Annotated in this window: 21 protein-coding genes and 1 tRNA gene; 18 read left to right on the top strand and 4 right to left on the bottom strand. The window is 74.3% G+C overall.

All coding sequences use genetic code 11. The annotated features are described in order from the left end of the window. The first annotated feature begins 7 nt into the window (after positions 1-7). From GV155_RS15170 to GV155_RS15145, 6 genes are all read left to right on the top strand, one after another. Positions 8-832, top strand: coding sequence for a 3'(2'),5'-bisphosphate nucleotidase CysQ (locus GV155_RS15170; RefSeq protein ID WP_160009286.1), 825 nt, complete (start codon positions 8-10; stop codon positions 830-832). After that, on the top strand, positions 829-1,449 hold the full coding sequence (locus GV155_RS15165) for an HAD-IA family hydrolase (RefSeq protein ID WP_160009284.1): 621 nt from the start codon (positions 829-831) through the stop codon (positions 1,447-1,449). The genes GV155_RS15170 and GV155_RS15165 overlap by 4 nt, the downstream gene beginning before the upstream one ends. Before the next feature lie 50 nt (positions 1,450-1,499). Next, positions 1,500-2,375, top strand: coding sequence for a hypothetical protein (locus tag GV155_RS15160; RefSeq protein WP_160009282.1), 876 nt, complete (start codon positions 1,500-1,502; stop codon positions 2,373-2,375). Between the two features lie 167 nt (positions 2,376-2,542). Then, a complete protein-coding gene (mfd, locus tag GV155_RS15155) occupies positions 2,543-6,106 on the top strand; it encodes a transcription-repair coupling factor (protein WP_160009280.1) in 3,564 nt (1,187 codons plus the stop codon). Then, entirely contained in the window at positions 6,103-6,825 is a 723-nt protein-coding gene (locus tag GV155_RS15150; protein WP_160009278.1) for a hypothetical protein, read from the top strand. The genes mfd and GV155_RS15150 overlap by 4 nt, the downstream gene beginning before the upstream one ends. A 4-nt stretch (positions 6,826-6,829) precedes the next feature. Next, positions 6,830-7,453: a MazG family protein gene (locus GV155_RS15145; RefSeq protein ID WP_160009276.1), complete on the top strand. Its 624-nt coding sequence runs from the start codon at positions 6,830-6,832 to the stop codon at positions 7,451-7,453. On the opposite strand, the gene GV155_RS15140 is transcribed toward GV155_RS15145, so the two are convergent. After that, positions 7,454-8,935: an amidase gene (locus GV155_RS15140; protein ID WP_236554348.1), complete on the bottom strand. Its 1,482-nt coding sequence runs from the start codon at positions 8,933-8,935 to the stop codon at positions 7,454-7,456. A gap of 92 nt (positions 8,936-9,027) precedes the next feature. On the opposite strand from GV155_RS15140, the gene eno reads away from it, so the two are divergent. The 7 genes from eno to GV155_RS15105 all read left to right on the top strand — a co-directional run bounded on the left by eno (position 9,028) and on the right by GV155_RS15105 (position 14,384). Further along, the gene (gene eno, locus GV155_RS15135; RefSeq protein ID WP_160009274.1) at positions 9,028-10,305 is read left to right on the top strand and encodes a phosphopyruvate hydratase; all 1,278 of its coding nucleotides are present in this window, start codon (positions 9,028-9,030) and stop codon (positions 10,303-10,305) included. Positions 10,306-10,322: 17 nt separating this feature from the next. Further along, positions 10,323-10,889, top strand: coding sequence for an FtsB family cell division protein (locus GV155_RS20810; protein WP_236554347.1), 567 nt, complete (start codon positions 10,323-10,325; stop codon positions 10,887-10,889). After that, positions 10,886-11,413 carry a DUF501 domain-containing protein gene (locus GV155_RS15125; RefSeq protein ID WP_160009272.1) on the top strand — a complete coding sequence of 176 codons (528 nt, stop codon included), beginning with the start codon at positions 10,886-10,888 and terminating at the stop codon, positions 11,411-11,413. Before GV155_RS20810 ends, GV155_RS15125 begins: the two co-directional genes overlap by 4 nt. Further along, the gene (locus tag GV155_RS15120) at positions 11,406-12,332 is read left to right on the top strand and encodes a Ppx/GppA phosphatase family protein (protein ID WP_160009270.1); all 927 of its coding nucleotides are present in this window, start codon (positions 11,406-11,408) and stop codon (positions 12,330-12,332) included. Before GV155_RS15125 ends, GV155_RS15120 begins: the two co-directional genes overlap by 8 nt. A 70-nt stretch (positions 12,333-12,402) precedes the next feature. Continuing rightward, positions 12,403-13,209: a uracil-DNA glycosylase gene (locus tag GV155_RS15115; protein WP_160009268.1), complete on the top strand. Its 807-nt coding sequence runs from the start codon at positions 12,403-12,405 to the stop codon at positions 13,207-13,209. 9 nt (positions 13,210-13,218) lie between these two features. Continuing rightward, positions 13,219-13,292, top strand: a tRNA-Leu gene (locus tag GV155_RS15110). 207 nt (positions 13,293-13,499) lie between these two features. Continuing rightward, a complete protein-coding gene (locus GV155_RS15105; protein ID WP_160009266.1) occupies positions 13,500-14,384 on the top strand; it encodes a Bax inhibitor-1/YccA family protein in 885 nt (294 codons plus the stop codon). A 29-nt stretch (positions 14,385-14,413) separates the two neighbouring features. Here GV155_RS15105 and GV155_RS15100 read toward each other — a convergent pair whose 3' ends face one another. Continuing rightward, positions 14,414-15,469, bottom strand: coding sequence for an SGNH/GDSL hydrolase family protein (locus GV155_RS15100; protein WP_160009264.1), 1,056 nt, complete (start codon positions 15,467-15,469; stop codon positions 14,414-14,416). Positions 15,470-15,530: 61 nt separating this feature from the next. Here GV155_RS15100 and GV155_RS15095 point away from each other — a divergent pair, with 61 nt between their 5' ends. The 3 genes from GV155_RS15095 to GV155_RS15085 all read left to right on the top strand — a co-directional run bounded on the left by GV155_RS15095 (position 15,531) and on the right by GV155_RS15085 (position 19,593). Next, positions 15,531-16,937 carry a cystathionine beta-synthase gene (locus GV155_RS15095; RefSeq protein ID WP_160009262.1) on the top strand — a complete coding sequence of 469 codons (1,407 nt, stop codon included), beginning with the start codon at positions 15,531-15,533 and terminating at the stop codon, positions 16,935-16,937. 79 nt (positions 16,938-17,016) lie between these two features. Next, positions 17,017-18,816 (top strand): BCCT family transporter, encoded by a 1,800-nt coding sequence (locus GV155_RS15090; RefSeq protein ID WP_160009260.1) that lies wholly within the window; start codon positions 17,017-17,019, stop codon positions 18,814-18,816. A 63-nt stretch (positions 18,817-18,879) separates the two neighbouring features. After that, complete coding sequence (locus tag GV155_RS15085) at positions 18,880-19,593, top strand: response regulator transcription factor (protein WP_236554346.1); 714 nt, start codon at positions 18,880-18,882, stop codon at positions 19,591-19,593. On the opposite strand, the gene GV155_RS15080 is transcribed toward GV155_RS15085, so the two are convergent. Then, complete coding sequence (locus tag GV155_RS15080; RefSeq protein WP_160009256.1) at positions 19,590-20,435, bottom strand: adenylate/guanylate cyclase domain-containing protein; 846 nt, start codon at positions 20,433-20,435, stop codon at positions 19,590-19,592. The genes GV155_RS15085 and GV155_RS15080 overlap by 4 nt on opposite strands. Then, positions 20,432-21,865 carry a WS/DGAT/MGAT family O-acyltransferase gene (locus GV155_RS15075; RefSeq protein WP_201300187.1) on the bottom strand — a complete coding sequence of 478 codons (1,434 nt, stop codon included), beginning with the start codon at positions 21,863-21,865 and terminating at the stop codon, positions 20,432-20,434. Before GV155_RS15075 ends, GV155_RS15080 begins: the two co-directional genes overlap by 4 nt. A 131-nt stretch (positions 21,866-21,996) precedes the next feature. Between GV155_RS15075 and GV155_RS15070 the strand changes: the two genes are divergently transcribed. Both GV155_RS15070 and GV155_RS15065 read left to right on the top strand, forming a co-directional pair. Beyond that, positions 21,997-23,415, top strand: a complete 1,419-nt coding sequence (locus GV155_RS15070) for a sigma 54-interacting transcriptional regulator (protein WP_160009254.1) — start codon at positions 21,997-21,999, stop codon at positions 23,413-23,415. 49 nt (positions 23,416-23,464) lie between these two features. Continuing rightward, entirely contained in the window at positions 23,465-25,534 is a 2,070-nt protein-coding gene (locus tag GV155_RS15065; RefSeq protein ID WP_160009252.1) for a vWA domain-containing protein, read from the top strand. Positions 25,535-25,615: the final 81 nt, after the last annotated feature.

Below are 25,615 nucleotides of genomic sequence, written 5' to 3'. Positions count from 1 at the left end.
GGGGCCCGTGGATCACAGCCCCCAGCAGCCCGACGCCGGCCACCCGCCCCGCGAGGCGACGACCGACGACCACGTCCTGGCCACCTGGCTGGCCGAGCAGGCGGGCCACCTCCTGCTGGAGGTCCGTCAGCAGGGGCTGGAGGGTCGTGAGCTCAAGGACGCCGGTGACGCCGCGGCGCACGAGCTGCTGATGCGGCTGGTGGCCGAGATGCGCCCCGACGACGCCGTGCTCTCCGAGGAGGGCAAGGACGACAAGGCGCGCCTGACGGCGGACCGCGTGTGGATCATCGACCCGCTCGACGGCACCCGGGAGTTCTCCGAGCCGCCCCGCGACGACTGGGCGGTCCACGTGGCGCTCTGGCAGCGCGGGGCCGGCGACGGCTCCGGCGGGGACGGCGACCTCGTCGCCGGCGCGGTGGCGCAGCCGGCCCTGGGGGAGACCTTCAGCACCGGCGGGACGCGGGAGGTGCCGCCGCGGACCTCGGACCGCCCGCGGATCGCGGTGTCGCGCAGCCGGCCCCCGGCCTTCGTGGCCGCCCTGGCCGAGGACCTCGACGCCGAGCTGGTCCCGATGGGCTCGGCCGGGGTCAAGGTGATGTCCGTCGTGCGTGACCTCACCGACGCCTACGTCCACGCCGGCGGCCAGTACGAGTGGGACAGCGCCGCGCCGGTGGCCGTGGCCCGCGCCGCGGGCCTCTTCACCTCCCGCGTCGACGGGACGCCGCTGCAGTACAACCAGGACGAGGTCTACCTCCCCGACCTGATCGTGTGCCGCCCGGAGCTGGCCGAGCAGGTCGTGGCGTTCGTGCGCGCCCACGGCACCGAGGTGTGAGCCGCCCGGTACGCCACGTCCTGCTCGACGCGGACGGCGTCCTGCAACGTGTCCCGGGGGACTGGGTCGCGCTGGTCGAGCCGTGGCTGGGCCCGGACGCGCGGGGCTTCCTCGAGGGCTTCTGGTCCGAGGAGATGCCGGCGCTGCGGGGCGAGGGGGACTTCCTCTCCCTCCTCGAGGACCACCTCCGCCGGGCGGGCAACCCGGCCGACCCGCGGGAGGTCTTCGAGGCGGTCTGGCTGGCCATCGAGGTCGACCCGACGTCCATGGCGCTGGTCGACGAGCTCCGTGCCACCGGGGTCGGGGTGCACCTCGGGACCAACCAGGAACGGCACCGGGCCGCCCACATGCGGACCGTCCTGGGCTACGACGACCTCTTCGACGTCTCCTGCTACTCCTGCGACCTGGGGGCGGCCAAGCCGGAGCCCGCGTACTTCGAGAGGGCCGTCGAGCGGCTCCGGGACGAGGCCGCGGGCGTGCTCTTCGTCGACGACCGAGCCGACAACGTCGAGGCCGCCCGCTCCGTGGGGCTGAGGGCCGAGCAGTGGCACCTCGACGACGGCCACGACCGGCTGCGGGCGGTGCTCGCCGCCCACGGCGTCCTCCCCACCCCCTGAGCCGACCTAGGATGAGCCGCTACTCGTCGTCCGACCTCTCGGGAGCCCCCATGGACACCCTCACCGTGCGCGCCTCGACCCGGGTCGGTCGGAGGTCCGCGGCGCTGGTCGCCGCGGTGGCGGCCTGCGCCGCCGGGCCGCTGCTGCTGGTCTCGCCCGGTGTCGCCCCGGGTGCTGCCGCGGCGACGTCCGTCGCCGCCACGGGCGACCTCGGTCGGGAGCTCGTGCTCGACCTCGACACCGCCGTGGCAGGCGGGGAGGGGACCCGGGTCCCCACCGCGGGCACGTCGCCCACGACGGCCGAGGTGCGTACCAACGCCGACGCCGTGGTCCGCGTGGTGCGCCACGAGGGCGCCGGGCGCGCCCTGCGCCTGCCGTCCTTCGCCGCGGGCGCCGACGCGACGACCGTGCCGGTGGCGCTGGTCGCCGTGACCTCGACGGGGTCGCCGGACCTCGACCCCGGCGCGAGCGACTTCGTCCTCGGCGCCTCCGTCCGCCTCGACGCGACCTCGACCGGCACCAGGGTGGACAACGGGGACAACGTCGTGCAGCGCGGCACCTTCGACGCGGCGTCCCAGATGAAGCTGCAGGTCGACGGGCGCACGCCGTCGTGCCGCGTGAAGGGCGCCGAGGGCGCCGTGACGGTCTTCGCCGACACCCGGCTGCGGGCGGACCGCTGGTTCGACCTGACCTGCCGGCGCACCGGCGCGACGGTGACGCTGGTCCGGGAGCGGGTGCTCGCCGACGGCACGGTCGCCCGTCGCAGCTGGTCGCGCAACGGGCCGATCGGCAGCCTCTCCGGCCTGGCCCCCGGCGTCCCGCTCACCGTCGGGGGCAAGACCGACCCCACCGGCGCGCCGCTCTCCGCCAGTGCCGACCCGATGAACGGCAGCATCGACGACGTCTACCTCGACGTCCTCGACTGATCCCTCCGCAGGGACGGCGGGGCCTGCCGGGACCCGGTGGGGCGACCCGGGCGCCGTAGACTCGAGGACGTAGCCGACCCACCCCCGCGTACTCCGCGGGGGTCGTCGTGCGTGGCCCGCGCCCGCGGGCCCCGACCCCCACGTCACACCCCATGTAACGGAGCACCGTGTCCCTCTCCGGACTCACCGAGGCCGTCCTGGCCGACCCCGTCCTCGCCGCCGCCCTCGAGGACGCCCGGACCGCCGGGGTGCGCACCCGCGAGCTGACCGGTCCGGAGGCGCTGCGGCCCTTCGTCGTCGCCGGCCTGGTCCGCGAGGGACGCAGCGTGCTCGCGGTGACCGCGACCTCGCGTGAGGCCGAGGACCTCGAGGCCGCCCTGGGCAGCCTGGTCGACCCGGAGCTCGTGGTGTCCTACCCGAGCTGGGAGACGCTGCCGCACGAGCGGCTGAGCCCGCGCAGCGACACCGTCGGGCGGCGCCTGGCGGTCCTGCGCCGGCTCTGCCACCCCGGCACCACGCCGGGCACCGGGCCGGTCAAGGTGGTCGTCGCCCCGGTGCGCTCGGTCCTCCAGCCCCAGGTCAAGGGGCTCGGCGACCTCGAGCCGGTCGAGCTGGCGAAGGGCGACGAGGCCCCGCTCGACGACCTGGTCCAGCGGCTGGCGGACGCGGCGTACGCCCGGGTCGACCTGGTCGAGAAGCGTGGCGAGTTCGCCGTGCGTGGCGGGATCCTCGACGTCTTCCCGCCCACCGAGGAGCACCCGCTGCGCGTGGAGCTGTGGGGCGACGAGGTCGAGGAGATCCGGACGTTCTCGGTGGCCGACCAGCGCACGCTCGAGCCCGCCGCCCGGCTGTGGGCCCCGCCCTGCCGCGAGCTGCTGCTCACCGACGAGGTCCGGGCCCGCGCCGCCGAGCTCGGTCGCGCCCACCCGCAGCTGCTCGGGCTGACCGACAAGATCGCCGGTGGCGTCGCCGTCGAGGGCATGGAGTCGCTCGCACCGGTGCTCGTCGACGAGATGGAGCTGCTCGTCGACCTGATGCCCGACGACACGCACGTGCTCGTGCTGGACCCCGAGCGGGCCCGCAGCCGGGCCCACGACCTGGTGGCGACCAGCGAGGAGTTCCTCGGGGCCAGCTGGGCCGCGGCGGCCTCGGGCGGCTCGGCGCCGATCGACCTCGGCGCCGCGTCGTACCACGCCCTGGCCGACGTGCGGGAGCAGACGCTGGCCCGCGGCCTGCCCTGGTGGACGATGAGCCCGTTCGGCCTCGACGACGCGGAGGCCCCGGCCGGCGACGTCGAGACGGTCGCGGTCCGCGCGCTGCCGGCGGTGCCGGTCGACTCCTACCGCGGCGACGTGGACCGCGTCGCCTCCGACCTGGAGAAGTGGCGCGCGGACGCGTACCGCGTCGTGGTCGTGCACCAGGGCCACGGCCCGGCGCAGCGGATGGTCGAGGCGCTGGGGGAGCGCGACGTCCCGGCCGTCCTGGTCGAGCCCGACGACGCCACCGAGCACCCCGGCGTGATCGAGGTGACCTGCGGCTCGCTGTCGCGCGGGTTCGTCGACGACACCAACCGGCTGGCGCTGGTCACCGGCGAGGACATCTCGGGGCAGAAGGCCTCGACCCGCGACATGCGCGCGATGCCGGCCCGGCGCCGCAAGCAGATCGACCCCCTCGAGCTCGCGGCCGGCGACTACGTCGTGCACGAGCAGCACGGCGTGGGTCGGTTCGTGGAGATGAAGCAGCGCGAGATCCAGGGGGCGGTGCGCGAGTACCTCGTCCTGGAGTACGGCGCGGCCAAGCGCGGCGCGGCCCCCGACCGGCTCTTCGTGCCGGCCGACGCGCTGGACCAGGTCACCCGCTACGTCGGCGGCGAGCAGCCCAGCCTGGACCGCCTCGGCGGGGCCGACTGGGCCAAGCGCAAGGGCCGCGCCCGCAAGGCCGTGCGCGAGATCGCCGCCGAGCTGATCAAGCTCTACGCCGCCCGGCGGGCCACCAAGGGCTTCGCCTTCGGCCCGGACACCCCCTGGCAGCGCGAGCTCGAGGACGCCTTCCCGTTCACCGAGACCGTCGACCAGCTGACCACGGTCGAGGAGGTCAAGTCCGACATGCGCCAGACGGTGCCGATGGACCGTCTGGTCTGCGGCGACGTCGGCTACGGCAAGACCGAGATCGCGGTCCGCGCGGCGTTCAAGGCCGTCCAGGACGGCAAGCAGGTCGTCGTGCTGGTGCCCACCACGCTGCTGGTGACCCAGCACATGTCGACGTTCTCGGAGCGGATGACCGGCTTCCCGGTCGTCATCAAGGGCATGTCGCGCTTCCAGACCGAGTCCGAGGTGCGCGAGGTGATGGCGGGCCTGGCCGACGGCAGCGTCGACATCGTGGTCGGCACGCACCGGCTGCTGAACCCCGACGTGCGGGTCAAGGACCTCGGCCTGATCATCGTCGACGAGGAGCAGCGCTTCGGCGTCGAGCACAAGGAGCAGATGAAGCGGCTGCGCACCTCCGTCGACGTGCTGGCGATGAGCGCGACGCCGATCCCGCGCACCCTGGAGATGGCGATCACCGGCATCCGCGAGATGTCCACGATCACCACCCCGCCCGAGGAACGGCACCCCGTGCTGACCTACGTCGGGGGCTACGAGGACCGCCAGGTCACCGCGGCCGTGCGCCGCGAGCTGCTGCGCGACGGCCAGGTCTTCTACATCCACAACCGGGTCAACTCCATCGACAAGGCCGCCGCGCGGATCCGCGAGCTCGTGCCCGAGGCCCGGGTCGCGGTGGCGCACGGCCAGATGGGCGAGCACCAGCTCGAGCAGGTCATGGTCGACTTCTGGGAGAAGACCTTCGACGTGCTCGTCTGCACCACGATCGTCGAGTCCGGGCTGGACGTCTCGAACGCCAACACCATGATCATCGAGCGCGCCGACACCCTCGGCCTCTCCCAGCTGCACCAGCTCCGCGGGCGCGTCGGACGTTCGCGCGAGCGGGCGTACGCCTACTTCCTCTACCCGAGCGAGAAGCCGCTCACCGAGACCGCGCACGAGCGGCTGGCCACCCTGGCCCAGCACTCCGACCTCGGCGGCGGCATGGCGATCGCGATGAAGGACCTCGAGATCCGCGGCGCCGGCAACCTGCTCGGTGGTCAGCAGTCGGGCCACATCGCCGACGTCGGGTTCGACCTCTACGTCCGCCTGGTCGGGGAGGCCGTCGCGGACTTCCGCGGGGACGCCCCCGACGACACCCTCGACGAGGTCCGCATCGAGCTGCCGGTCGAGGCGCACCTCCCGCACGACTACATCCCCAGCGAGCGGCTGCGCCTGGAGATGTACAAGCGGCTGGCCGAGGTGCGCGTCGACGCCGACGTCGACGCGATCGGCGAGGAGCTCCAGGACCGGTACGGCGAGCCGCCCGTGCCGGTGGTCAGCCTGATGCTGGTGGCGCGGTTCCGGGCCCGGGCGCGCCGGGCCGGGATCGGCGAGGTGACCCTCGCCGGACGCAACGTGCGCTTCGCGCCGGTGAGCCTGCCCGACTCGCGCAAGGTGCGGCTCGAGCGGCTCTACCCCAAGTCGTTGGTCAAGGCCTCGGTCGACACCGTCCTGGTGCCGCGCCCCGGCATCCCGGGGAAGACCGGGACGCCCGTGGCCGGGATCGCCCTGCTTGAATGGGCGCGCGGAGTCATCGACAGCGTGCTGGACCCCGACGGGGCCGGCGCCGGAGGAGGAACCACGTGATCCTGCACGGAACCCGGGTCGGGCTGGCCGGAGCGGCGGTCCTCGTCGTCACCAGCGGCTGCGGCGTCGCGGGCACGGGTGTCCAGCCGGGCGCCGCCGCGACCGTCGGTGACGCCACGGTGTCCAGCGCCACCGTCGACGAGTACGCCACCTACTTCTGCGACGCCCTCGACGACGGCGCGCTGGGCGAGGTGGGGGCCGTGCCCGGCGCCGAGCTCAAGCAGGGCGTGGCCGGCAACCTCACCCGCCGCCTCGCCGCGGAGCAGTTCGCCGAGGACCTCGGCATCACGCCGGACGACTATTACCAGCAGGTCGCCGCCCAGGCCGAGGCCTCGCTGACGGCGCTGTCCGCCGACGCGACCGCCGCCCTGGTCGAGGTCCAGAGCACGGAGGCCTTCGTCAGCAGCGTGGCCCTCGTCGCGGGCGAGGACGCCCTGGTCGCCGAGGGCGACACCGACCCCGGCCCCGACGCCGCCCAGGAGCGCGGCCAGGCCCTGTTCGCCGAGTGGCTGGCCGACCAGGACGTCGAGATCGACCCCGCGCTCGGGGTGGAGCTCGACGACACCGGCGCGCTGGCCCAGGTCGACGGGACCACCTCGGTCGCGGCCAGCGACCTCGCCCTGGCCGCCGCGACCAGCCCGGTCGACGAGGCCGGGCAGCCGGTCGCCGCCTACTCCGACTACGTCGCGTCCCTGCCGGCCTCCCAGCGCTGCGGCTGAGCCGGTGACGCAGCCGGTGCCCGACCCGGTGGGGGCGTTCGCCGACGTCGTGCGGGTGCTGCAGGCGCAGTGCCCGTGGAAGGCCGCCCAGACGCACCGCTCGCTGGTGCGTCACCTCCTCGAGGAGGCGCACGAGACGGTCGAGGCGATCGAGACCGGCACGCCCGCGGACCTGCGCGAGGAGCTCGGCGACCTGCTGATGCAGGTCTTCTTCCACACCGCCATCGCCGAGCAGGCCGGTGCCTTCACCCTCGACGACGTCGCCCGCGACGTCACGGCCAAGATGGTGCGCCGCAACCCGCACGTCCTCGGTCCGGACGCGGGCGCGGCGGCGGGCTCGCTGACGCCGGCGGAGGTCAACGAGGTCTGGGAGGCCGCGAAGGCGCGGGAGAAGGCGCACCGCACCGCGCTCGCCGACGGCATCGCCCCGACGCTGCCGGCGCTGATGACCGCGGACAAGGTGCTCGACCGGATGGCCCGCGCCGGCACCGACCCCGCGCTCGCGTCGGCGAGCGACGAGGACGCCGAGGTGGGGGAACGGCTGCTCGCCCTCGTCGCCGAGGCGCGCGCGTCCGGCACCGACCCGGAGCAGGCGCTGCGGGCCGCCGTACGTCGCCGGCTGGGGTAGTCAGAGGGCGGGACGCAGGTGCGCCCAGGGGGCGGCGTCCTCGAGCTGGGCGGCGAGCCGGAGCAGCAGGCCCTCGCTTCCCAGCCTCCCGACCAGCTGGACGCCCATCGGCAGGCCCTCGGGCGTGCGGTGCAGCGGCAGGCTGATCGCCGGGCGACCGGTCAGGTTGGCCAGCTGGGTGTAGGGCACCCAGCCGAGGTTCTCCCGGATCAGCTGCTGGACCAGCGGGGTGAACCGGAGCAGGCCGGCGACCTTCGCCCGGAGCAGCGCCCGCTGGCCGAGGACGGCGGCGGCCGGCAGGTCGAACTGACCGACGCGCGGCGGCGGGGTGGCGGTGGTCGGGGTGAGCAGCAGGTCGTGGTCGCGGTGGAACGCGGCCAGGCGGCGTACGTGGAGGTGGCGGTTCTCGACCGCCGCGACGTAGTCGGTGGCGCTGGTCGCGCGGCCGAGCGCGGCCATCAGGAGCGTGTCGGGCTCGAAGCCCTCGTCGCCGGCGCCCGAGCGCGCCCGGAAGTCGGCGACCGAGCGCGCGCAGTGCACGAACCAGCTGGTGAGGAAGTCCTGGGCCAGCGCCTCGTCGTCGACGGGCTGCTCGTCCAGCTCGACCACGTCGTGGCCCTGGGCGGCGAGCAGGTCGGCGGCGCGGCGGACGGCGGCCACGGCCTCGGGGTGGACCTCGGGCGTGATCCGGCTGGCCGAGCAGACCGCGATCCGCAGGCGGCCGGGGTCGCGGCCGACCTCGGCGGCGTACGACTCCGCGGGCGGCGCCGGCAGGAACGGCTGCACCTCGCTGGCCCCGGCCAGGACGTCGAGCATCGCGGCGGTGTCGCGCACGGTGCGCGAGAGCACGCCGTCGACCGTGGTGCCGGAGATGGTCTCGCCGACCGTCGGGCCCACCGGGAGCAGGCCGCGGCCGGCCTTGAGCCCGACCAGGCCGCAGGCCGAGGCCGGGATCCGGATCGAGCCGCCGCCGTCGCTGGCCGCCGCGCAGGGCACGACGCCCGCGGCGACCGCGGCCGCCGACCCGCCCGACGACCCGCCGGGCGTGCGGTCGAGGTCCCAGGGGTTGCGGGAGGGGCCGTGCGCGGCGGGCTCGGTGACGCCCTTGGCGCCGAGCTCGGGGGTGTTGGTCTTGCCCAGCACGACCAGCCCGGCCGCCAGCCAGCGGTCGACGACCTCGGCGTTGTCGACGGCCGGGACGTCGACCATCGACCGCGACCCGCCGCTGGTCGGGTGGCCGGCCAGGTCCTGGCCGAGGTCCTTCAGCAGGAACGGCACGCCGGCGAAGGGCGCGTCGGCCGAGGCGCCCGGGTCGCGCACCGGCGGGTCGAGCTCGGTCACCACGGCGTTGATCCGGGGGTTGACCTCGACCAGCCGGGCCCGGGCGGCGGCGACGAGGTCGGCCGAGGTCGCCTGCCCGTCGCGGACCAGGGCGGCGAGGCCGACGGCGTCGTGGGCGGCGTACTCGTCATGGCTCAGCACGAGCCGCAGGCTAGCCGTCCGGCGTCCGCCGGCGGGACCTCCGCACGGTCTAGGGTTGGCGGCGTCCCGTCCCGCAGCTCAGGAGCATCCCAGTGGCAGCAATCGAAGCAGTCGGCGCACGCGAGATCCTCGACTCCCGCGGCAACCCCACCGTCGAGGTCGAGGTGCTCCTCGACGACGGGGTGTTCGCCCGCGCGGCCGTCCCCAGCGGTGCCTCCACCGGCGCCTTCGAGGCCGTCGAGCTCCGCGACGGTGGCGAGCGCTACCTCGGCAAGGGCGTCCAGGGCGCCGTCGACGCCGTCATCGACCGGATCGGCCCCGCCCTCGTGGGCGTCGAGGCCGACGACCAGCGGCTGGTCGACCAGGTGATGCTCGACCTCGACGGCACCCCCAACAAGGCCGAGCTCGGCGCCAACGCGATCCTCGGCGTCTCGCTGGCCACGGCCCGGGCCGCGTCGGAGTCCGCCGGGCTGCCGCTCTACCGCTACGTCGGGGGCGCCAACGCCCACGTGCTGCCGGTGCCGATGATGAACATCCTCAACGGCGGCTCCCACGCCGACTCCAACGTCGACGTGCAGGAGTTCATGGTCGCCCCGATCGGCGCCCCGACCTTCCGCGAGGCCGTCCGGATGGGCGCCGAGGTCTACCACTCCCTGAAGTCGGTCCTCAAGCAGCGCGGCCTGGCCACCGGCCTCGGCGACGAGGGCGGCTTCGCGCCCAGCCTCGACTCCAACCGCGCCGCGCTCGACCTGATCGCGGAGGCCGTCGGGGCCGCCGGTCTGAACCTTGGCTCGGACATCGTGCTGGCCCTCGACGTGGCCGCGACCGAGTTCTGCGAGGGCGACGTCTACACCTTCGAGGGCGGCTCGAAGTCCGCTGCGGAGATGACCGCCTACTACGCCGAGCTCGTCGACGCCTACCCCATCGTCTCGATCGAGGACCCCCTCGACGAGGAGGACTGGGCCGGCTGGCGCACGATGACCGAGCAGCTCGGCGACAAGATCCAGATCGTCGGCGACGACCTGTTCGTCACCAACGTCGAGCGGCTGCGACGCGGCATCGAGGGCGGCCAGGCCAACGCGCTGCTGGTCAAGGTCAACCAGATCGGCTCGCTCACCGAGACCCTCGACTCCGTCGACCTCGCCCACCGCGCCGGCTACCGCTGCATGATGAGCCACCGCTCGGGGGAGACCGAGGACACCACGATCGCCGACCTCGCCGTGGCCACGAACTGCGGCCAGATCAAGACCGGTGCCCCGGCCCGCTCGGAGCGGGTGGCGAAGTACAACCAGCTGCTCCGCATCGAGGAGGAGCTCGGCGACGCCGCCCGCTACGCCGGTGCCGCCGCCTTCCCGCGCCTGACCCGCTGAGCAGGAGCCGAGGAGACGTGGCCGACCGCCCCGACAAGCGCCGCCCGCCCACGCGGGGACGCAGCCGACCCCGTACGCCCGGGGCCGGCCGGGGCGCGTCCGGCAGCGGGACCCCGGGGACCGGGACCGACGGGGCCGCGCCACGGCGCCGCCCCCGGCTGACCGGGCGCTCGGCGGTGCTGGTCCTGGTGCTCGCGGTGCTCGCGGTCAGCTACGCCTCCTCGATGCGGGCCTACCTCGAGCAGCGTGCGCACATCGGCGACCTCAAGGCCGAGATCAGCGAACGCGAGGCCGCGATCGACGACCTCAGCCTGGAGCGGCAGCGCTGGGACGACCCGGCCTACGCCGAGCAGCAGGCCCGGGAGCGCTTCGGCTACGTGATGCCGGGGGAGACCTCCTACGTCGTGCTGGACGAGGACGGCGAGCCGCTCGAGCCCGAGGCGACGCTGTCCGGCGACACGCCGGCCGACCCCACCGACGAGCAGGCCTGGTGGGACCGCGCCTGGTCCTCGGTCGAGACGGCCGGCGACCCGCCGCGCACCGAGGAGGCGCCGGCGGTGCGCGTCGACGGCACCCAGCGGTGAGCGTCGAGCCCCACGACGAGCGGGTGGTCCGCGAGCAGCTCGGGCGCCCCGCCCGCGGCATCCACGCCGTCGGCCACCGCTGCGGCTGCGGCGCGCCCGACGTCGTGACCACGGAGCCGCGGCTGCCCAACGGCACCCCGTTCCCGACCACCTACTACCTGACCTGCCCGCGCGCCGCGTCCCGGATCGGGACGCTCGAGGGCTCCGGGCTGATGCGCGAGATGCAGGACCGCTTGGGCGAGGACCCCGCGCTGGCGCAGGCCTACGCCGCCGCGCACCGCGCGTACCTCGCCGACCGCGCCGCGCTCGGCGACGTGCCCGAGATCGAGGGCATCTCGGCCGGGGGCATGCCGGACCGCGTGAAGTGCCTGCACGTGCTCGCCGGGCACGCCCTGGCCGCCGGCCCGGGCGTGAACCCGCTCGGCGACGAGGTGCTGGCGCTGCTGGGGGACTGGGGTGCGGAGGGTCCGTGCGTGGTCGTGCCCGAGGACGAGCGCGACGCCGCCGGGCGCGACGATGACTGACCCGGTCGTCGCCGCGATCGACTGCGGCACCAACACCGTCAAGCTGTTGATCGGTGCGCTGCCGGACGTGGCCGTCCGGGAGGCGCGGATGGTCCGGCTCGGCGAGGGCGTCGACCGCACCGGCGAGCTGTCGCCGGCCGCGCTGGAGCGCACCTTCGCCGCGCTCGACGAGTACGCCGACCTGCTCGCCGCCCACGACGTCTCCCGGCTGCGGTTCTGCGCGACCTCGGCGACCCGGGACGCCGCCAACGCCGAGGCCTTTGCCGACGGCGTCGAGCAGCGCCTCGGGGTACGCCCGGAGGTGCTCAGCGGCGCGGAGGAGGCGGCGCTGTCGTACGCCGGGGCGGTGCGCGGGCTGGCCGGCCTCGCCGCGCTGGTGGCCCCGGTGCTGGTCGTCGACATCGGCGGCGGCTCCACCGAGCTGGTCCTCGGCGGTGACGACCTCGCCGACGGGGTCGCCCAGGCCGAGTCGCTGCAGGTCGGGTCGGTGCGCCTGCACGAGCGGCACCTGCACGACGACCCGCCGACCCGCGCCCAGGTGGAGGCCTGCGCCGCCGACCTCGACGCCGCCCTCGCCGGCTGCCCGGTCGACGTCGCCCGCGCCCGGACGGTCGTCGGGGTCGCCGGCACGGTCACCACGGTGGCCGCCGGCGTCCTCGGCCTCGACGCCTACGACCGCGACGCCATCGACCGGGCGGTCCTCGACGTGCCCGCGGTCGAGGAGCAGGCCGCCCGGCTGCTCGCGATGAGCACGGAGGAGCGCCGGGAGCTGCCGTGGCTGCACCCCGGCCGCGTCGACGTGATCGGCGCCGGCGCGCTGGTGCTCTCGCGGGTCCTGGCCCACGCCCGCCCCCAGCGCCTGGTGGTCTCGGAGTCCGACATCCTCGACGGCATCGCCTGGTCCCTCTCGCCGAGATGACGCTCGCGGACAGCCGAGATGACGCTCGCGGCGCCTCGAGATGACGGTTGCGGACATCTAGGCTCGCCCGGTGACCGACCTGCCGCACCCGCTGACCGGCCGGCCCCACCCCTCTCCTGTCCCGCCGGCCTCCGGCTGGCCCGGCGACCCGACCGACGCCCGCACCGCCGACGTCCCTGCCGGACCCTGGCGCGAGCTCGACGCCGCGATCAGCACCTGCCGCCGCTGCCCGCGCCTGGTCGACTGGCGCGAGGAGGTCGCCCACGCCAAGCGGGCGTCGTACGCCGGCGAGCCCTACTGGGGCCGGCCGGTGCCGGGCTTCGGCGCCACGGACGCCGGCGTGCTCGTGGTGGGGCTGGCCCCGGCCGCGCACGGCGCCAACCGCACCGGTCGCGTGTTCACCGGTGACCGGTCGGGGGACTGGCTCTACGCCGGGCTGCACCGCGCAGGCCTGGCCACGCAGCCGACCAGCGTCCACGCCGGTGACGGCCTCGAGCTGGTCGGCGCCCGCGTGGCGGCGGCCGTACGCTGCGCGCCCCCGGCCAACAAGCCGACCCCGGCCGAGCGGGACGCGTGCGCGCCGTTCCTCGACGTCGAGCTCGGCCTGCTCGCGCCGCACCTGCGGGTGGTGGTCGCGCTCGGCTCCTTCGGCTGGGCCGCCGCGCTGACCGCGCTGGGTCGGGCCGGCAGCGCCGTACCCCGGCCGCGGCCGCGGTTCGCCCACGCCGCCGAGGTCGACCTGCCGTCCCTGCCCGGCGGGACCGGCCCGCTGGTCCTGCTCGGCTGCTACCACCCGAGCCAGCAGAACACCTTCACCGGCCGGCTCACCGAGCCGATGCTCGACGCGGTGCTCGGCCGGGCAGCCGCCCTGGGATGATCCTGGCTCGCCCCCGTGCCCCAACCGGCAGAGGGAACCGCCTTAAAAGCGGTCAGTTCTGGGTTCGAGTCCCAGCGGGGGCACCCCGGCGCACCACCAGTGCGCCGGAACCGTCATCTCGAGGCGCCGCGAGCGTCATCTCGGCTGTCCGCGAGCGCCACCTCGGCGGTGGGGGCGTGTGGGAACACCGGGGCCGACCCGCACGTTGAAGCAGGTGAGACCCGCTAACCTGGGACTCGCGCTGAGCCGTCGCAGACGGCCAACACCCCCGGCCTCCAAGGAGAGACCACATGCAGAGCAACAACCCGGTGTTCCGCCGCTCGGAGGAGTTCAACCGAGGCGGCCAGAACGCCCCGTCCTACGGCAACCAGACCTACGCCGGCAACGGCTCGGCCTACCCGGGCTACGCGAACGACCCGTCCCAGTGGGGCACCGGCCAGCCGGGCGACCAGGGCTACGGCCTCGCCGCCGACGGCGGCCGGATGACGATCGACTCGGTGGTCCAGAAGACCGCGATGACGCTCGGCGTCGTCGTGCTCGCAGCGCTGGCCACCTGGGTCCTCACACCCGACATGGACGCCTCGGGCAACGCCGCGGCGGTCTTCTCGGCCGCGATGATCGGCTCCCTCGGGGCCTTCGCGCTGTCGATGGTGAACTCGTTCAAGCGCGTCATCAGCCCCGCCCTGGTGCTGGCCTTCGCCGTGCTCGAGGGTGTCGCCCTCGGTGCCTTCAGCAAGGTGCTCGACAGCTACGTCGCCACCAGCACCGGTGAGTCCAGCATCGTCAGCAGCGCCGTCCTCGGCACCATGGCGGCCTTCGCCGGCACGCTCGCGGCGTACAAGTTCTTCGACATCAAGGTCGGTGACAAGTTCCGCAAGGGCGTCATGGCTGCGATGTTCGGCATGGTCGGCCTGGCCGGGATGAGCCTCGTGCTCAGCCTGTTCGGTGTGAACACCGGCCTGTTCGGCTTCGGCGTCCTCGGCGTGATCACCGCGGTGGTCGGCCTGGTGCTCGGTGTCTTCATGCTGATCATGGACTTCGACTTCGTGGAGAAGGGCATCGCCAACGGCCTGCCCGAGCGCGAGTCGTGGCGTGCGGCGTTCGCGATGACCGTCAGCCTGGTCTGGATCTACACCAACCTGCTGCGCCTGCTCGCGATCTTCTCCTCCGACTGATCGACGAGCACCTCAGACCCCGACCCCCGCTAGGTCGGCGCGTGACCCGAGGGCCCCGGATCTGATCCGGGGCCCTCGGCCGTCTCCTCGGCCTCCGGCGCCTGGCCCTCGCCGGGCAGCCGGCCCCGGCGGTGCCGCAGCTCCACCCAGAGCCCGCGCACGCCGCGCTTCTCGCCACCGACGGCGGTCCCGTCGACCTCGGTGCCGGGCGTCTGCACGGCGGCGACGGCGGCGGCGGTGATCGGCAGCCGGCCCTCACCGCGGTACGCCTCCGGCAGCGCCTCGTCGGGGCGTGCGAAGCCGAGGGCGGCGAGCACCGAGGGCAGCAGCACGGTCGACAGCGAGGCGTAGCCCGCGGCCGAGGGGTGGAACTGGTCCGGTCCGAAGAGCAGGGCGGGGGCGGCGTCGAACTCGGGGCCCAGCACCGAGCCGATCGAGACGGTCCGCCCGCCCTCCTCGACGACCGCGATGGTCTGGGCGGCCGCGAGCCGTCGCGACCAGGCACGGGCCACCTGCTTCAGCGGCGGCGCGATCGGCTTGATCGTGCCCAGGTCGGGGCAGGTGCCGACCACGACGGCGCAGTCGGCGGCGATCAGCCGGCGTACGCCCTCGGAGAGGTGGCGCACCGACTGCGAGGGCAGGGTCACGTGGGTGACGTCGTTGGCGCCGATCAGGACGACCACGACGTCCGGCTCGATCGCCAGCGCACGGTCGACCTGCCCGGCCAGGGCGGAGGACTCGGCGCCGACCTTGCAGAACTCGCGCAGGTAGACGCGCCGGTCGGCGTGCTCGGCGACGCCGCTGGCCAGCAGCGCGCCCGGGGTCTCCTCCACGCGCTCGACGCCGTACCCGGCCGCGCTGGAGTCGCCCAGCAGCGCCACCTTGATCGCGGGGCCGGGGCGGCCGCGGCCGTACCAGCCGGTGGCGTCCGGCGGGGGCTCGTCACGGGGCTGCCCGATCGTCCTGCGGGCCAGCTTGGCCTCGGCGGTCAGCACGCCGTAGAGCCCGGCGCCGACGACGGACAGGCCGCCCCCGCCATAGGCCGCGGCGGCGGCGAGCTTGCGTGCTGCTCCGGCTCTCCCCACCCCTCCATCCTAGGGATCCACCGCTGCGGCGCCGGAGGGCCCCGAGCCCTAGGGTGACCGGATGCAGTACGTGGACTCCCTGGTCGACCTCATCGGCGACACGCCCCTGGTGCGGCTGGCCCGCACCCTCGACCTCCCCGTGACGGCTCCGGGGGAGGGGCCGGTCGTGCTGGCCAAGATCGAGTACCTCAACCCGGGGGGCTCGGTGAAGGACCGGATCGCGACCCGGATGATCGAGGCGGCCGAGGCGTCCGGCGAGCTCCAGCCGGGCGGCACGATCGTCGAGCCGACCTCCGGCAACACCGGCGTCGGCCTCGCGATGGTCGCCCAGGCCAAGGGCTACCACTGCGTGTTCGTGTGCCCCGACAAGGTCAGCGAGGACAAGCGCAACGTGCTCCGCGCGTACGGCGCGGACGTCGTCGTCTGCCCGACCGCCGTCGCCCCCGAGCACCCCGACAGCTACTACAACGTCTCCGACCGGCTGGCCGCCGAGCCCGGCGCCTGGAAGCCCAACCAGTACGCCAACCCGCACAACCCGCGCTCGCACTACGAGACCACCGGGCCCGAGGTGTGGACGCAGACCGAGGGCCGGGTCACCCACTTCGTGGCCGGCGTCGGCACCGGCGGCACGATCTCGGGCGTCGGTCGCTACCTGAAGGAGCAGGACCCCACCGTCCAGGTCGTCGGCGCCGACCCCAGCGGGTCGGTCTACTCCGGCGGCACCGGTCGGCCGTACCTGGTCGAGGGCGTCGGCGAGGACTTCTGGCCCGACACCTACGACCGCGACGTCGCCGACCGGATCATCGAGGTCTCCGACGCCGACTCGTTCGCGTTCACCCGCCGCCTGGCCCGCGAGGAGGCGATGCTCGTCGGGGGCTCCTGCGGGATGGCCGCGTACGCCGCCCGCCAGCTCGCGCACGAGCTCGCCGGCACGCCCGAGGGCCGCGACGCGGTGATCGTGGTGCTGCTGCCCGACTCCGGGCGCGGCTACCTGTCGAAGATCTTCAACGACGACTGGCTGGCCACCTACGGCTTCCCGACCACCGGCGCCGACGCCCGCGAGGGCCGCACCGTGGGCGAGGTGCTGCGTGGCAAGGACGGCCGGCTGCCCGACCTCGTGCACACCCACCCCGGCGAGACCATCGCCGAGGCCGTCGCGATCCTTCGGGAGTACGGCGTCTCCCAGATGCCGGTGGTCCGCGCGGAGCCCCCCGTGGTCGCGCAGGAGGTCGCCGGGTCGGTGTCGGACCGCGCGCTGCTCGAGGCGCTCTACGCCGGCGACGCCCGGCTGACCGACCTCGTCGAGCAGCACATGTCGCCCGCGCTGCCCACGATCGGCGCGACCGAGGGTGCCCAGGCTGCCGTGCACCTGCTCGAGGACGCCGACGCGGTGCTGGTCCAGGAGGACGGCTCGCCGGTCGGGGTGCTGACCCGCCAGGACCTGCTGGGCTACCTCAGCTCGACCTGACCCGTCTGGGGACCTTGGTCCCGGCTGCACCCCCACCGGGGTATGTCCTCACCCGTGGGGGTGGGCTTAACCTCGGTCGGTGGCCATCGACGAGCAGACACCGACCCCCGGCCCCGCAGCCGGCCCCGGCCCCGGCCGCGGCACGAGCGCGGCCGACCGCCCCCTGTCCCCGCGCTGGCGCGACAACGTCGACCTCGTGGTCTTCGTGGTCACCGGCGCGATCGCGATCGGCTTCGTGGCGTGGGGGATCCTCAGCACCAAGAACCTCGCCTCCGCCTCGACGACCGCGCAGGACGCCGTGGTCACCAACGGCGGCTGGTTCTTCGTGCTGGTCTCGTCCTTCTTCGTGGTCTACGTGCTGTGGCTGGCCGCCAGCCGCTACGGCAAGATCCCGCTCGGCCACGACGGGGAGAAGCCGGAGTTCAAGACGGTCTCCTGGATCGCGATGATGTTCAGCGCGGGCATGGGCATCGGCCTGATGTTCTACGGCGTCGCCGAGCCGCTGTCGCACTTCACCTCCCCGCCCCCGGGCACGGTCGAGGGCGGTTCCGACGACGCGATCGAGGTCGCGATGGCGACCACGATGTTCCACTGGGGCCTGCACCCCTGGGCGATCTACGCCGTGGTCGGCATCGCCATCGCCTACGGCAGCTACCGCGCCGGGCGCTCGCAGACCATCTCCGCCGCCTTCTGGCCCCTGATCGGCCGGCACGCGGAGGGCCCGTTCGGTCGCGTGGTCGACATCCTGGCCATCTTCGCCACGCTCTTCGGCTCGGCCGCCTCGCTGGGCCTCGGCGCCCTGCAGATCGCCGGCGGCCTGCGCTTCAACGGGTGGGTCGGCGAGGTCGGCACCCCCGTCCTGGTCGGCATCATCGCGGTCCTGACGGTCGCCTTCATCGCCTCCGCGGTGTCCGGCGTCGAGAAGGGCATCCAGTACCTCTCCAACGGCAACATGGTCCTCGCGCTGGTCCTGGCCGTCTTCGTCTTCGTCGTCGGCCCGACCCTGCTGATCCTGAACCTGATCCCGACCACGCTGGCCGACTACCTCGGCCAGATGGGCGAGATGGCCTCGCGGACCGCCGCCACCGGCGACGCCGACATGAACGCCTGGCTGGGCGACTGGACGGTCTTCTACTGGGCCTGGTGGGTCTCCTGGACCCCCTTCGTCGGCATGTTCATCGCCCGGATCAGCCGGGGCCGCACCATCCGCCAGTTCGTGACCGGCGTGCTGCTGGTGCCGACCCTGGTCAGCCTGGTCTGGTTCGCGGTCTTCGGCGGCGCGGCGATCGACCAGCAGCGCACCGGCGGCGACCTCGCCCCGGACGGCGTCGTCAACTTCGACACCGCGCTCTTCGCGCTGCTCGGCGACTACCCCCTGGCCTCGGTCTCGACCGTGGTGGTCATGCTGCTGGTGGCGGTCTTCTTCGTCTCCGGCGCCGACGCCGCCTCGCTGGTGATGGGCACGCTGTCGGAGAAGGGGCGGATCGAGCCCAGCAAGCGCACGGTGGTCTTCTGGGGGACGCTGACCGGCGCCGTGGCCGCGATCATGCTCGCCGTCGGCGGCAACAACGCCCTCAGCGGCCTGCAGCGGGTGACCGTGGTCGCCTCGGTGCCGTTCGTGCTGGTCATCCTCGCGCTGTGCCTCTCGCTCTACCGCGACCTGCGCCACGACCCGATCATCGTGCGCGAGCGGGCCGGCGTGGCCCTGGTCGAGGTCGCGGTCACCAGCGGGGCGGACCGCCACGACGGCGGGTTCGAGCTGGTCACCGCCCCGAGCGAGGACGGTGTGGAGGTCGCCGACGAGGAGGCGCGCGCCGCCGAGGCCGACCGGGTCGAGCGGGAGCGGTCGACGCGGGACCCGGGCACTCCAGGGACCTAGGTCACGCGGGCGCCGCGACGTACGCCTCTGGGCGGTGCCACCCGGGTCGTTGAAACTGGCTCGATGCCCGCCATGACCCAGCAGCCCACCGAGATCGCGGCACCGGCCCGGGTCGTGCGGGTGCTGCTGGTCGACGACCACGAGCTGGTGCGTCGCGGGCTGCGGTCGCTGCTGGACGCCGAGCCGGACCTCGAGGTGGCCGGTGAGGCCGGGGACGTCGCCGGGGCGATGCGCGAGCTGAGGCGGGTCCTGCCGGACCTGGCCGTGGTCGACGTCCGGCTGCCCGACGGTGACGGCGCCGAGGTCTGCCGGGCGGCCCTGGCCCAGGGCACGGCGGTCGTGGTGCTCACCGCCTTCGACGACGAGGTGGCGGTCACGGGCGTGCTCGCGGCCGGTGCCTCGGGGGTCCTGCTGAAGGGGGTCGGCGGCGGTCACCTGCTCGACGGGGTGCGGAAGGTCGCGGCCGGCGGCACCCTCGCGCTGCCGCCGGTACGCTCCCGCGCTCCCGGCCAGGAGGGTGCCCCGCCCGCCGGCGTCGTGGCCGCGGCCGACTCGGTGGCGTACGCGACCGGCGGCCGACCGGCCCTGTGGCGACTGACCCCGCGGGAGCGGGCGGTGCTCGACCTGATCGCCGAGGGCCTGAGCAACCGGCGCATCGCCGGCGAGCTCCAGATCAGCGAGAAGACGGTGAAGAACCACGTGACCGGGATGCTGTCGAAGCTCGGCGTCTCCCGTCGTACGCAGGCCGTCGCGCTCCTGCTCCGCCAGCGCGACTAGGGCGGCGTGCCCGGCCGGGGCTCGACCAGGTAGACCTCGTGCGTGCCCGGCAGCCCTCGCAGCTCCGTCTCGCCGCGCGGCTCGAGGACGATCACCGCGTCCTCGTCGAGGGCCGCGGCGACCGCGCGCGAGGCCAGCACCTGCCCCCCGTCGGCCAGGTCGGCGAGCCGCGCCGCCGTGGCGACGTTGCGCCCGAAGTAGTCGCCGTCGCGGCTGACCGCGGTGCCGGTGTGGATCCCGATCCGGACGGCGACGCGCTCCCTGCGCAACCGGTGGTCGCGGCCCGAGGCCAGGCGCCGCTGGATGCTCAGCGCGGCCCGGCAGGCGGCCTCGGCGTCACGGAAGGCCACCATGAACCCGTCGCCGGCGGTCTTGACGACCTGACCGCGGTGCTTCTCCACCCGCGAGCGGACCAGGGCGTCGTGCGCGGCCAGCACCTTGACGAACGCGTCGTCGCCGAGCCGGGCGTTCAAGCGGGTGGACCCCTCGATGTCGGAGAAGAACAGGGTCACCGTGCCGTCGGCCGCGGCCATGGTGGCGACCTGGGACCGGCCGTCGGTGGCCCACGTCTGCAGGTCGTCGAGGGAGGACTGCAGCAGGCCGCCGACGCCCTCGCGGCGCAGCTGGGCCGCGGTGCGCACGACGCGGCGCACCGCGCGCTCGACGCCGGTGGCCGGCGACGGCGGCCGCAGCGCCGCGTCGAGGTCGGCCTCGAGCCGGGCCGCGCGGGCCCGGGTCGCGTCATGGGCGAGCCGTTCGCGGCGCAGCAGCAGCACGGCCGCCCCCAGCCCGACGGCGAGCAGCAGCGCCGCACCCCCGAGCAGGACGGAGGCCGCGCTCACAGGCCGAGGGCCTGCTCGAGGCGCTCCAGCTCCTCGCCGGAGTACACCGCGATGCGCTGCAGGCTCGGGACGGAGTCGCGGCACCCGGTGAAGCCGATGTTGAAGGAGCCGTCGTAGCTGACCCCGGTGATGTTGAGGGCCTGGCCGTTGAAGAGCAGGCTGACCGGGTAGATCTCCTCCACCGGTGAGCCGTCGAGGTAGCGGGTCTCGGCGGGCCCGGGGACGTTGGAGACCACGACGTTCGCGGCCGGGCGTCCGTGACCGCCGACGCCGAGGAGCGCCACGGACAGGAACGGCGCCATCAGGGCGGCGGTGTAGGCGTCCATCGCGGCGCCGCCGACGTCAGGCAGGCGGGCCTTGCCCAGCCGCGTCGAGGCCTTGATCAGCGCCACCCGCTGCAGCGGGTCCTCGACGGTGGTGCCGAGGCTGGCGTAGAGGAAGGTGATCGCGTTGCCCACCCGGGCGCCGCCCTCCGGGCGGACCGACACCGGCACGTTGGCGGTCAGGTCGTCGGTGGGCAGGGCGTCGAGCTCGAGCAGGTAGCGGCGCAGCGCGCCCCCGCAGAGCGCGAGGTAGACGTCGTTGAGGCTCGCGTCGGCGGCCGTCGCGACGGCCTTGAGCCGGTCGACGGAGTAGTGCTGGGTGGCGAAGCGGCGGGGTGCGTGGATGCGCTCGTTGAGGATCGAGCGTGGGGCGCGGAAGGGCACGGCGCGGTCGGGGTCGCGGCGCAGGCCGGTCAGCGTCTCGACGTAGGTCTGGGCCAGCGAGCCGCCGACCGCCGCGCCGGCGCGCACCCGGTCGGTGACCCCGGTGGCGAGGTCGCCGAGCAGGGAGTCGCGGTCGGCGACGTCGGCTGCACGCTCCACCTCGCGCGTGGGCTTCTCGCGCGGCGGCAGCCCGGACTGGTCGGGCCCGTGGGCGCCGACGGCCCACGGGGGCAGCATGCCGCGGCGCTCGGGGTCGACCGAGAGCATCCGGCGCAGGAGGCGTACCCCGCCGACGCCGTCGACCTGGGAGTGGTGCGCCTTGAAGTAGAGCGACCAGCGGTCCTCCTCCAGGCCCTCGATGACGTGGCACTCCCACAACGGGTAGCGCCGGTCCATCCGGGAGGAGTGCAGCCGCGAGACCAGGACGCCGAGCTCGCGCTGGGAGCCGGGAGAGGGCAGGGCGGAGTGGCGCAGGTGGTAGTCGAGGTCGATCTGGTCGTCCTCGAGCTCGCTCCAGCTCGGGACCGGGAACCGGTGGAAGAGGTAGTTGTAGGGCGGGTGGAAGTGCCGCGCCTCCCGCCACCTCGCGACGAGGTCCGCCACGAAGGTCGGCTCGCCCTCGGGCACCCGGAAGGTCGCCAGCATGCCGACCTGCATCGGGGTACGACGGGTCTCGGCGAACAGCCAGGCCGAGTCGTTCACGGACAGCAGCGTGCGTCCCACGACCGCACTCCTTCCGACACTCGCCCTCGAGCGCCTCCGGACCGGACCCTACTGGCCCCGGCCGACACCGGGCAGGCCGTCCGCGGGGAGGGCCCGTCACGGGCTGGGCGGCCGGGCGTACCGTGGAATTCGTGACTGCCACCCCGACCGCCGGTCCCTCCCCGTCGCCGGCCCCCGAGGCCCGTACCGTCGGCCAGCTGCGCGCCTCCGGGCACCAGCTGCGCTCGCTCCGCACTGAGATCCGCGAGAACCTGCTGGACGCCCTGCGCGAGGGCCGCGACCCGTGGCCGGGCCTGCACGGCTTCGAGCACACCGTGGTCCCGCAGCTCGAGCGGGCGCTGATCGCGGGCCACGACATCGTGCTGCTCGGCGAGCGCGGCCAGGGCAAGACCCGGCTGCTGCGCACGATGGTCGGCCTGCTCGACGAGTGGACGCCGGTGATCGAGGGCTCCGAGCTCGGCGAGCACCCGTACGACCCGATCATCCACGCCTCGCAGCGCCGCGCCGCCGAGCTCGGCGACGAGCTGCCGGTCGTGTGGCGCCACCGCGACGAGCGGTACGCCGAGAAGCTCGCGACCCCCGACACGTCCGTGGCCGACCTGATCGGCGACGTCGACCCGATGAAGGTCGCCGAGGGCCGCTCGCTGGGCGACCCCGAGACGATCCACTTCGGGCTCGTGCCGCGCAGCCACCGCGGCATCGTGGCGCTCAACGAGCTGCCCGACCTCGCCGAGCGGATCCAGGTCGCGATGCTCAACGTGATGGAGGAGCGCGACGTGCAGATCCGCGGCTACGTGCTGCGGCTGCCCCTCGACGTGCTCGTCGTGGCCAGCGCGAACCCCGAGGACTACACCAACCGCGGTCGGATCATCACCCCGCTCAAGGACCGCTTCGGCGCCGAGATCCGCACGCACTACCCGACCGAGCTGGACGCCGAGATCCGCGTGATCCGCCAGGAGGCCGACCTCGTCGCCGACGTGCCGGACCACCTGGTCGAGGTGCTGGCGCGCTTCACCCGCAACCTGCGCGACTCCTCCGCGGTCGACCAGCGCTCCGGCGTCTCGGCCCGCTTCGCGATCGCCGGCGCCGAGACCATCGCCGCCGCCGCGCTCCACCGCGCCACGCGCCACGGCGAGGACGAGGCGGTGGCCCGCGTGGTCGACCTCGAGACCGCCGTGGAGGTCCTCGGCGGCAAGATCGAGTTCGAGACCGGCGAGGAGGGCCGCGAGCAGGAGGTGCTGACCCACCTGCTGCGCACCGCCACCGCCGAGGTGGTGCGCGCGCACCTGCGCGGCATCGACCTGGGGCTGCTGGCCGACGCCATCGAGAACGGCGCGATGGTCAGCACCGGCGAGCAGGTCACGGCCCGCGACTTCCTGACCGGTCTGCCGGTGCTGGGGGAGTCCGACCTCTACGACCAGGTCTGCGACGCGCTGGGCGCGACCAACGACGGCCAGCGGGCCGGCGCCATCGAGCTCGCGCTCGAGGGGCTGTACCTCGCCCGCAAGGTCGGCAAGGACACCGACGGCCGGGAGACGGTGTACGGCTGAGCCGCCCCGCCCGCACCGTTCCGACCACAGCCCCGACGAGGAGCGCCCCGTGAAGGACCGCACCCGCTTCAAGCGCTACGACGGCGGCGACCCGCTGGCGCCGCCGGTCGACCTCTCCGAGGCCCTGGACGCGATCGGCGAGGACGTGATGGCCGGCTACAGCCCCGAGCGGGCGATGCGGGAGTTCCTGCGTCGCGGGGGCCAGGACCAGGCCGGCCTCGACGACCTCGCCCGACGGGTCGCGGAGCGACGCCGCGAGCTGATGGACCGGCACAACCTCGACGGCACCCTGGCCGAGATCAAGGAGCTGCTGGACAAGGCGGTGCTCGAGGAGCGCAAGCAGCTCGCGCGCGACGCGCTGATGGACGACGGCGACCGCGCGTTCCGCGAGATGCAGCTCGACAACCTGCCGGCCAGCCCGGCCGCCGCGGTCAGCGAGCTGTCGTCCTACGACTGGCAGAGCAGCGAGGCCCGCGCCGACTTCGAGAAGATCAAGGACCTGCTGGGTCGCGAGATGCTCGAGCAGCGCTTCGCCGGCATGAAGCAGGCGCTCGAGAACGCCACCGACGAGGACCGTGCGGCGATCAACGAGATGCTCGGCGACCTGAACGAGCTGCTCGCCAAGCACGCGCGGGGCGAGGACACGCCTGCGGACTTCGACGACTTCATGGCCAAGCACGGGGAGTACTTCCCCGAGGGCCCGCAGGACATCGACGAGCTGCTCGACGCGCTGGCCCAGCGGGCGGCGGCGGCGCAGCGGATGCGCAACTCGATGACGCCCGAGCAGCGCGCCGAGCTCGACGCCCTGGCGCAGCAGGCCTTCGGCTCGCCCGAGCTGATGGACTCGCTGTCGCAGCTCGACGCCAACCTGCGCGGGCTGCGACCCGGGGAGGACTGGGGCGGCTCGGAGAGGATGGACGGCGAGGAGGGGCTCGGACTCGGTGACGGCACGGGCGTCTTCCAGGACCTCGCGGACCTCGACGACCTCGCGGACCAGCTCGCCCAGTCGTACTCCGGCTCCCGGATGGACGACGTCGACCTCGACAAGCTCGCCCGCCAGCTCGGCGACCAGGCCTCGGTCGACGCCCGCACGCTGCAGGAGCTGGAGAAGGCGCTGCGCGACAGCGGCACGATGCAGCGCGGCTCGGACGGGCAGCTGCGCCTGACGCCCAAGGCGATGCGGCAGCTCGGCAAGGCGCTGCTGCGTGACGTGGCGACCCGGATGAGCGGGCGCCAGGGTCAGCGCGACACCCGTCGCGCCGGTGGGGCCGGGGAGATGACCGGGTCCTCCCGCGGCTGGGAGTTCGGTGACACCGAGCCGTGGGACATCCCGCGGACCGTGCTCAACTCCGTACGCCGTCGTGCCGGCGCGGCGCTGGGCGGGTCGGCGGCCGGCGCCGTCGGCGGGCGGGCGATCGAGCTCGAGGACATCGAGGTGTCCGAGACCGAGGACCGGACGCAGGCCTGCGTGGCGCTGCTGGTGGACACGTCGTTCTCGATGGCGATGGACGGCCGCTGGGTGCCGATGAAGCGCACCGCGCTCGCGCTGCACACGCTGATCCGATCGCGCTTCCGCGGTGACGCGCTCCAGCTGATCGGCTTCGGCCGGCACGCCGAGGTAATGGAGATCGAGCAGCTCACGGCGCTCGACGCGATGTGGGACAAGGGCACCAACCTCCACCACGCGCTGCTGCTGGCCAACCGGCACTTCCGCAAGCACCCGAACGCCCAGCCGGTGCTGCTGATCGTCACCGACGGCGAGCCGACCTCCCACCTCGAGCCGGACGGCGAGGTGTGGTTCTCCTACCCGCCGCACCCGCTGACGGTGGCCTACGCGGTCAAGGAGCTCGACAACGCGCGGCGGCTGGGGGCGCAGACCACGTTCTTCCGGCTGGGGGAGGACCCGGGTCTGGCGCGTTTCATCGAGCAGATGGCCCAGCGCGTCGACGGTCGGGTCGTCGCGCCCGAGCTCGACGACCTCGGCGCGGCGGTGGTCGGCTCCTACCTCGGTTCCCGCGGGCGTGGCGGCGCCGGCGGCGCAGCGGGCGGCGGCGGGCTCGGTGGCTTCTCGGGGCGCGACTGGTTCGGTGGCGGTGGCCGGGGGTCCTGGGTCGGCTGACCCGATCCACTGGACGGCAACATCTCGGTCACGAGACAGCAACAGCTTCAGTGATCGAGACACGGTGACGCCGCACCTTCC

Origin of the sequence: Nocardioides sp. AX2bis (genome assembly GCF_902506435.1) — a bacterium.
GTDB lineage: Bacteria > Actinomycetota > Actinomycetes > Propionibacteriales > Nocardioidaceae > Nocardioides.
Note: the sequence above shows the minus strand (reverse complement) of the source record. Positions and strands in the feature narration are given on the sequence as shown.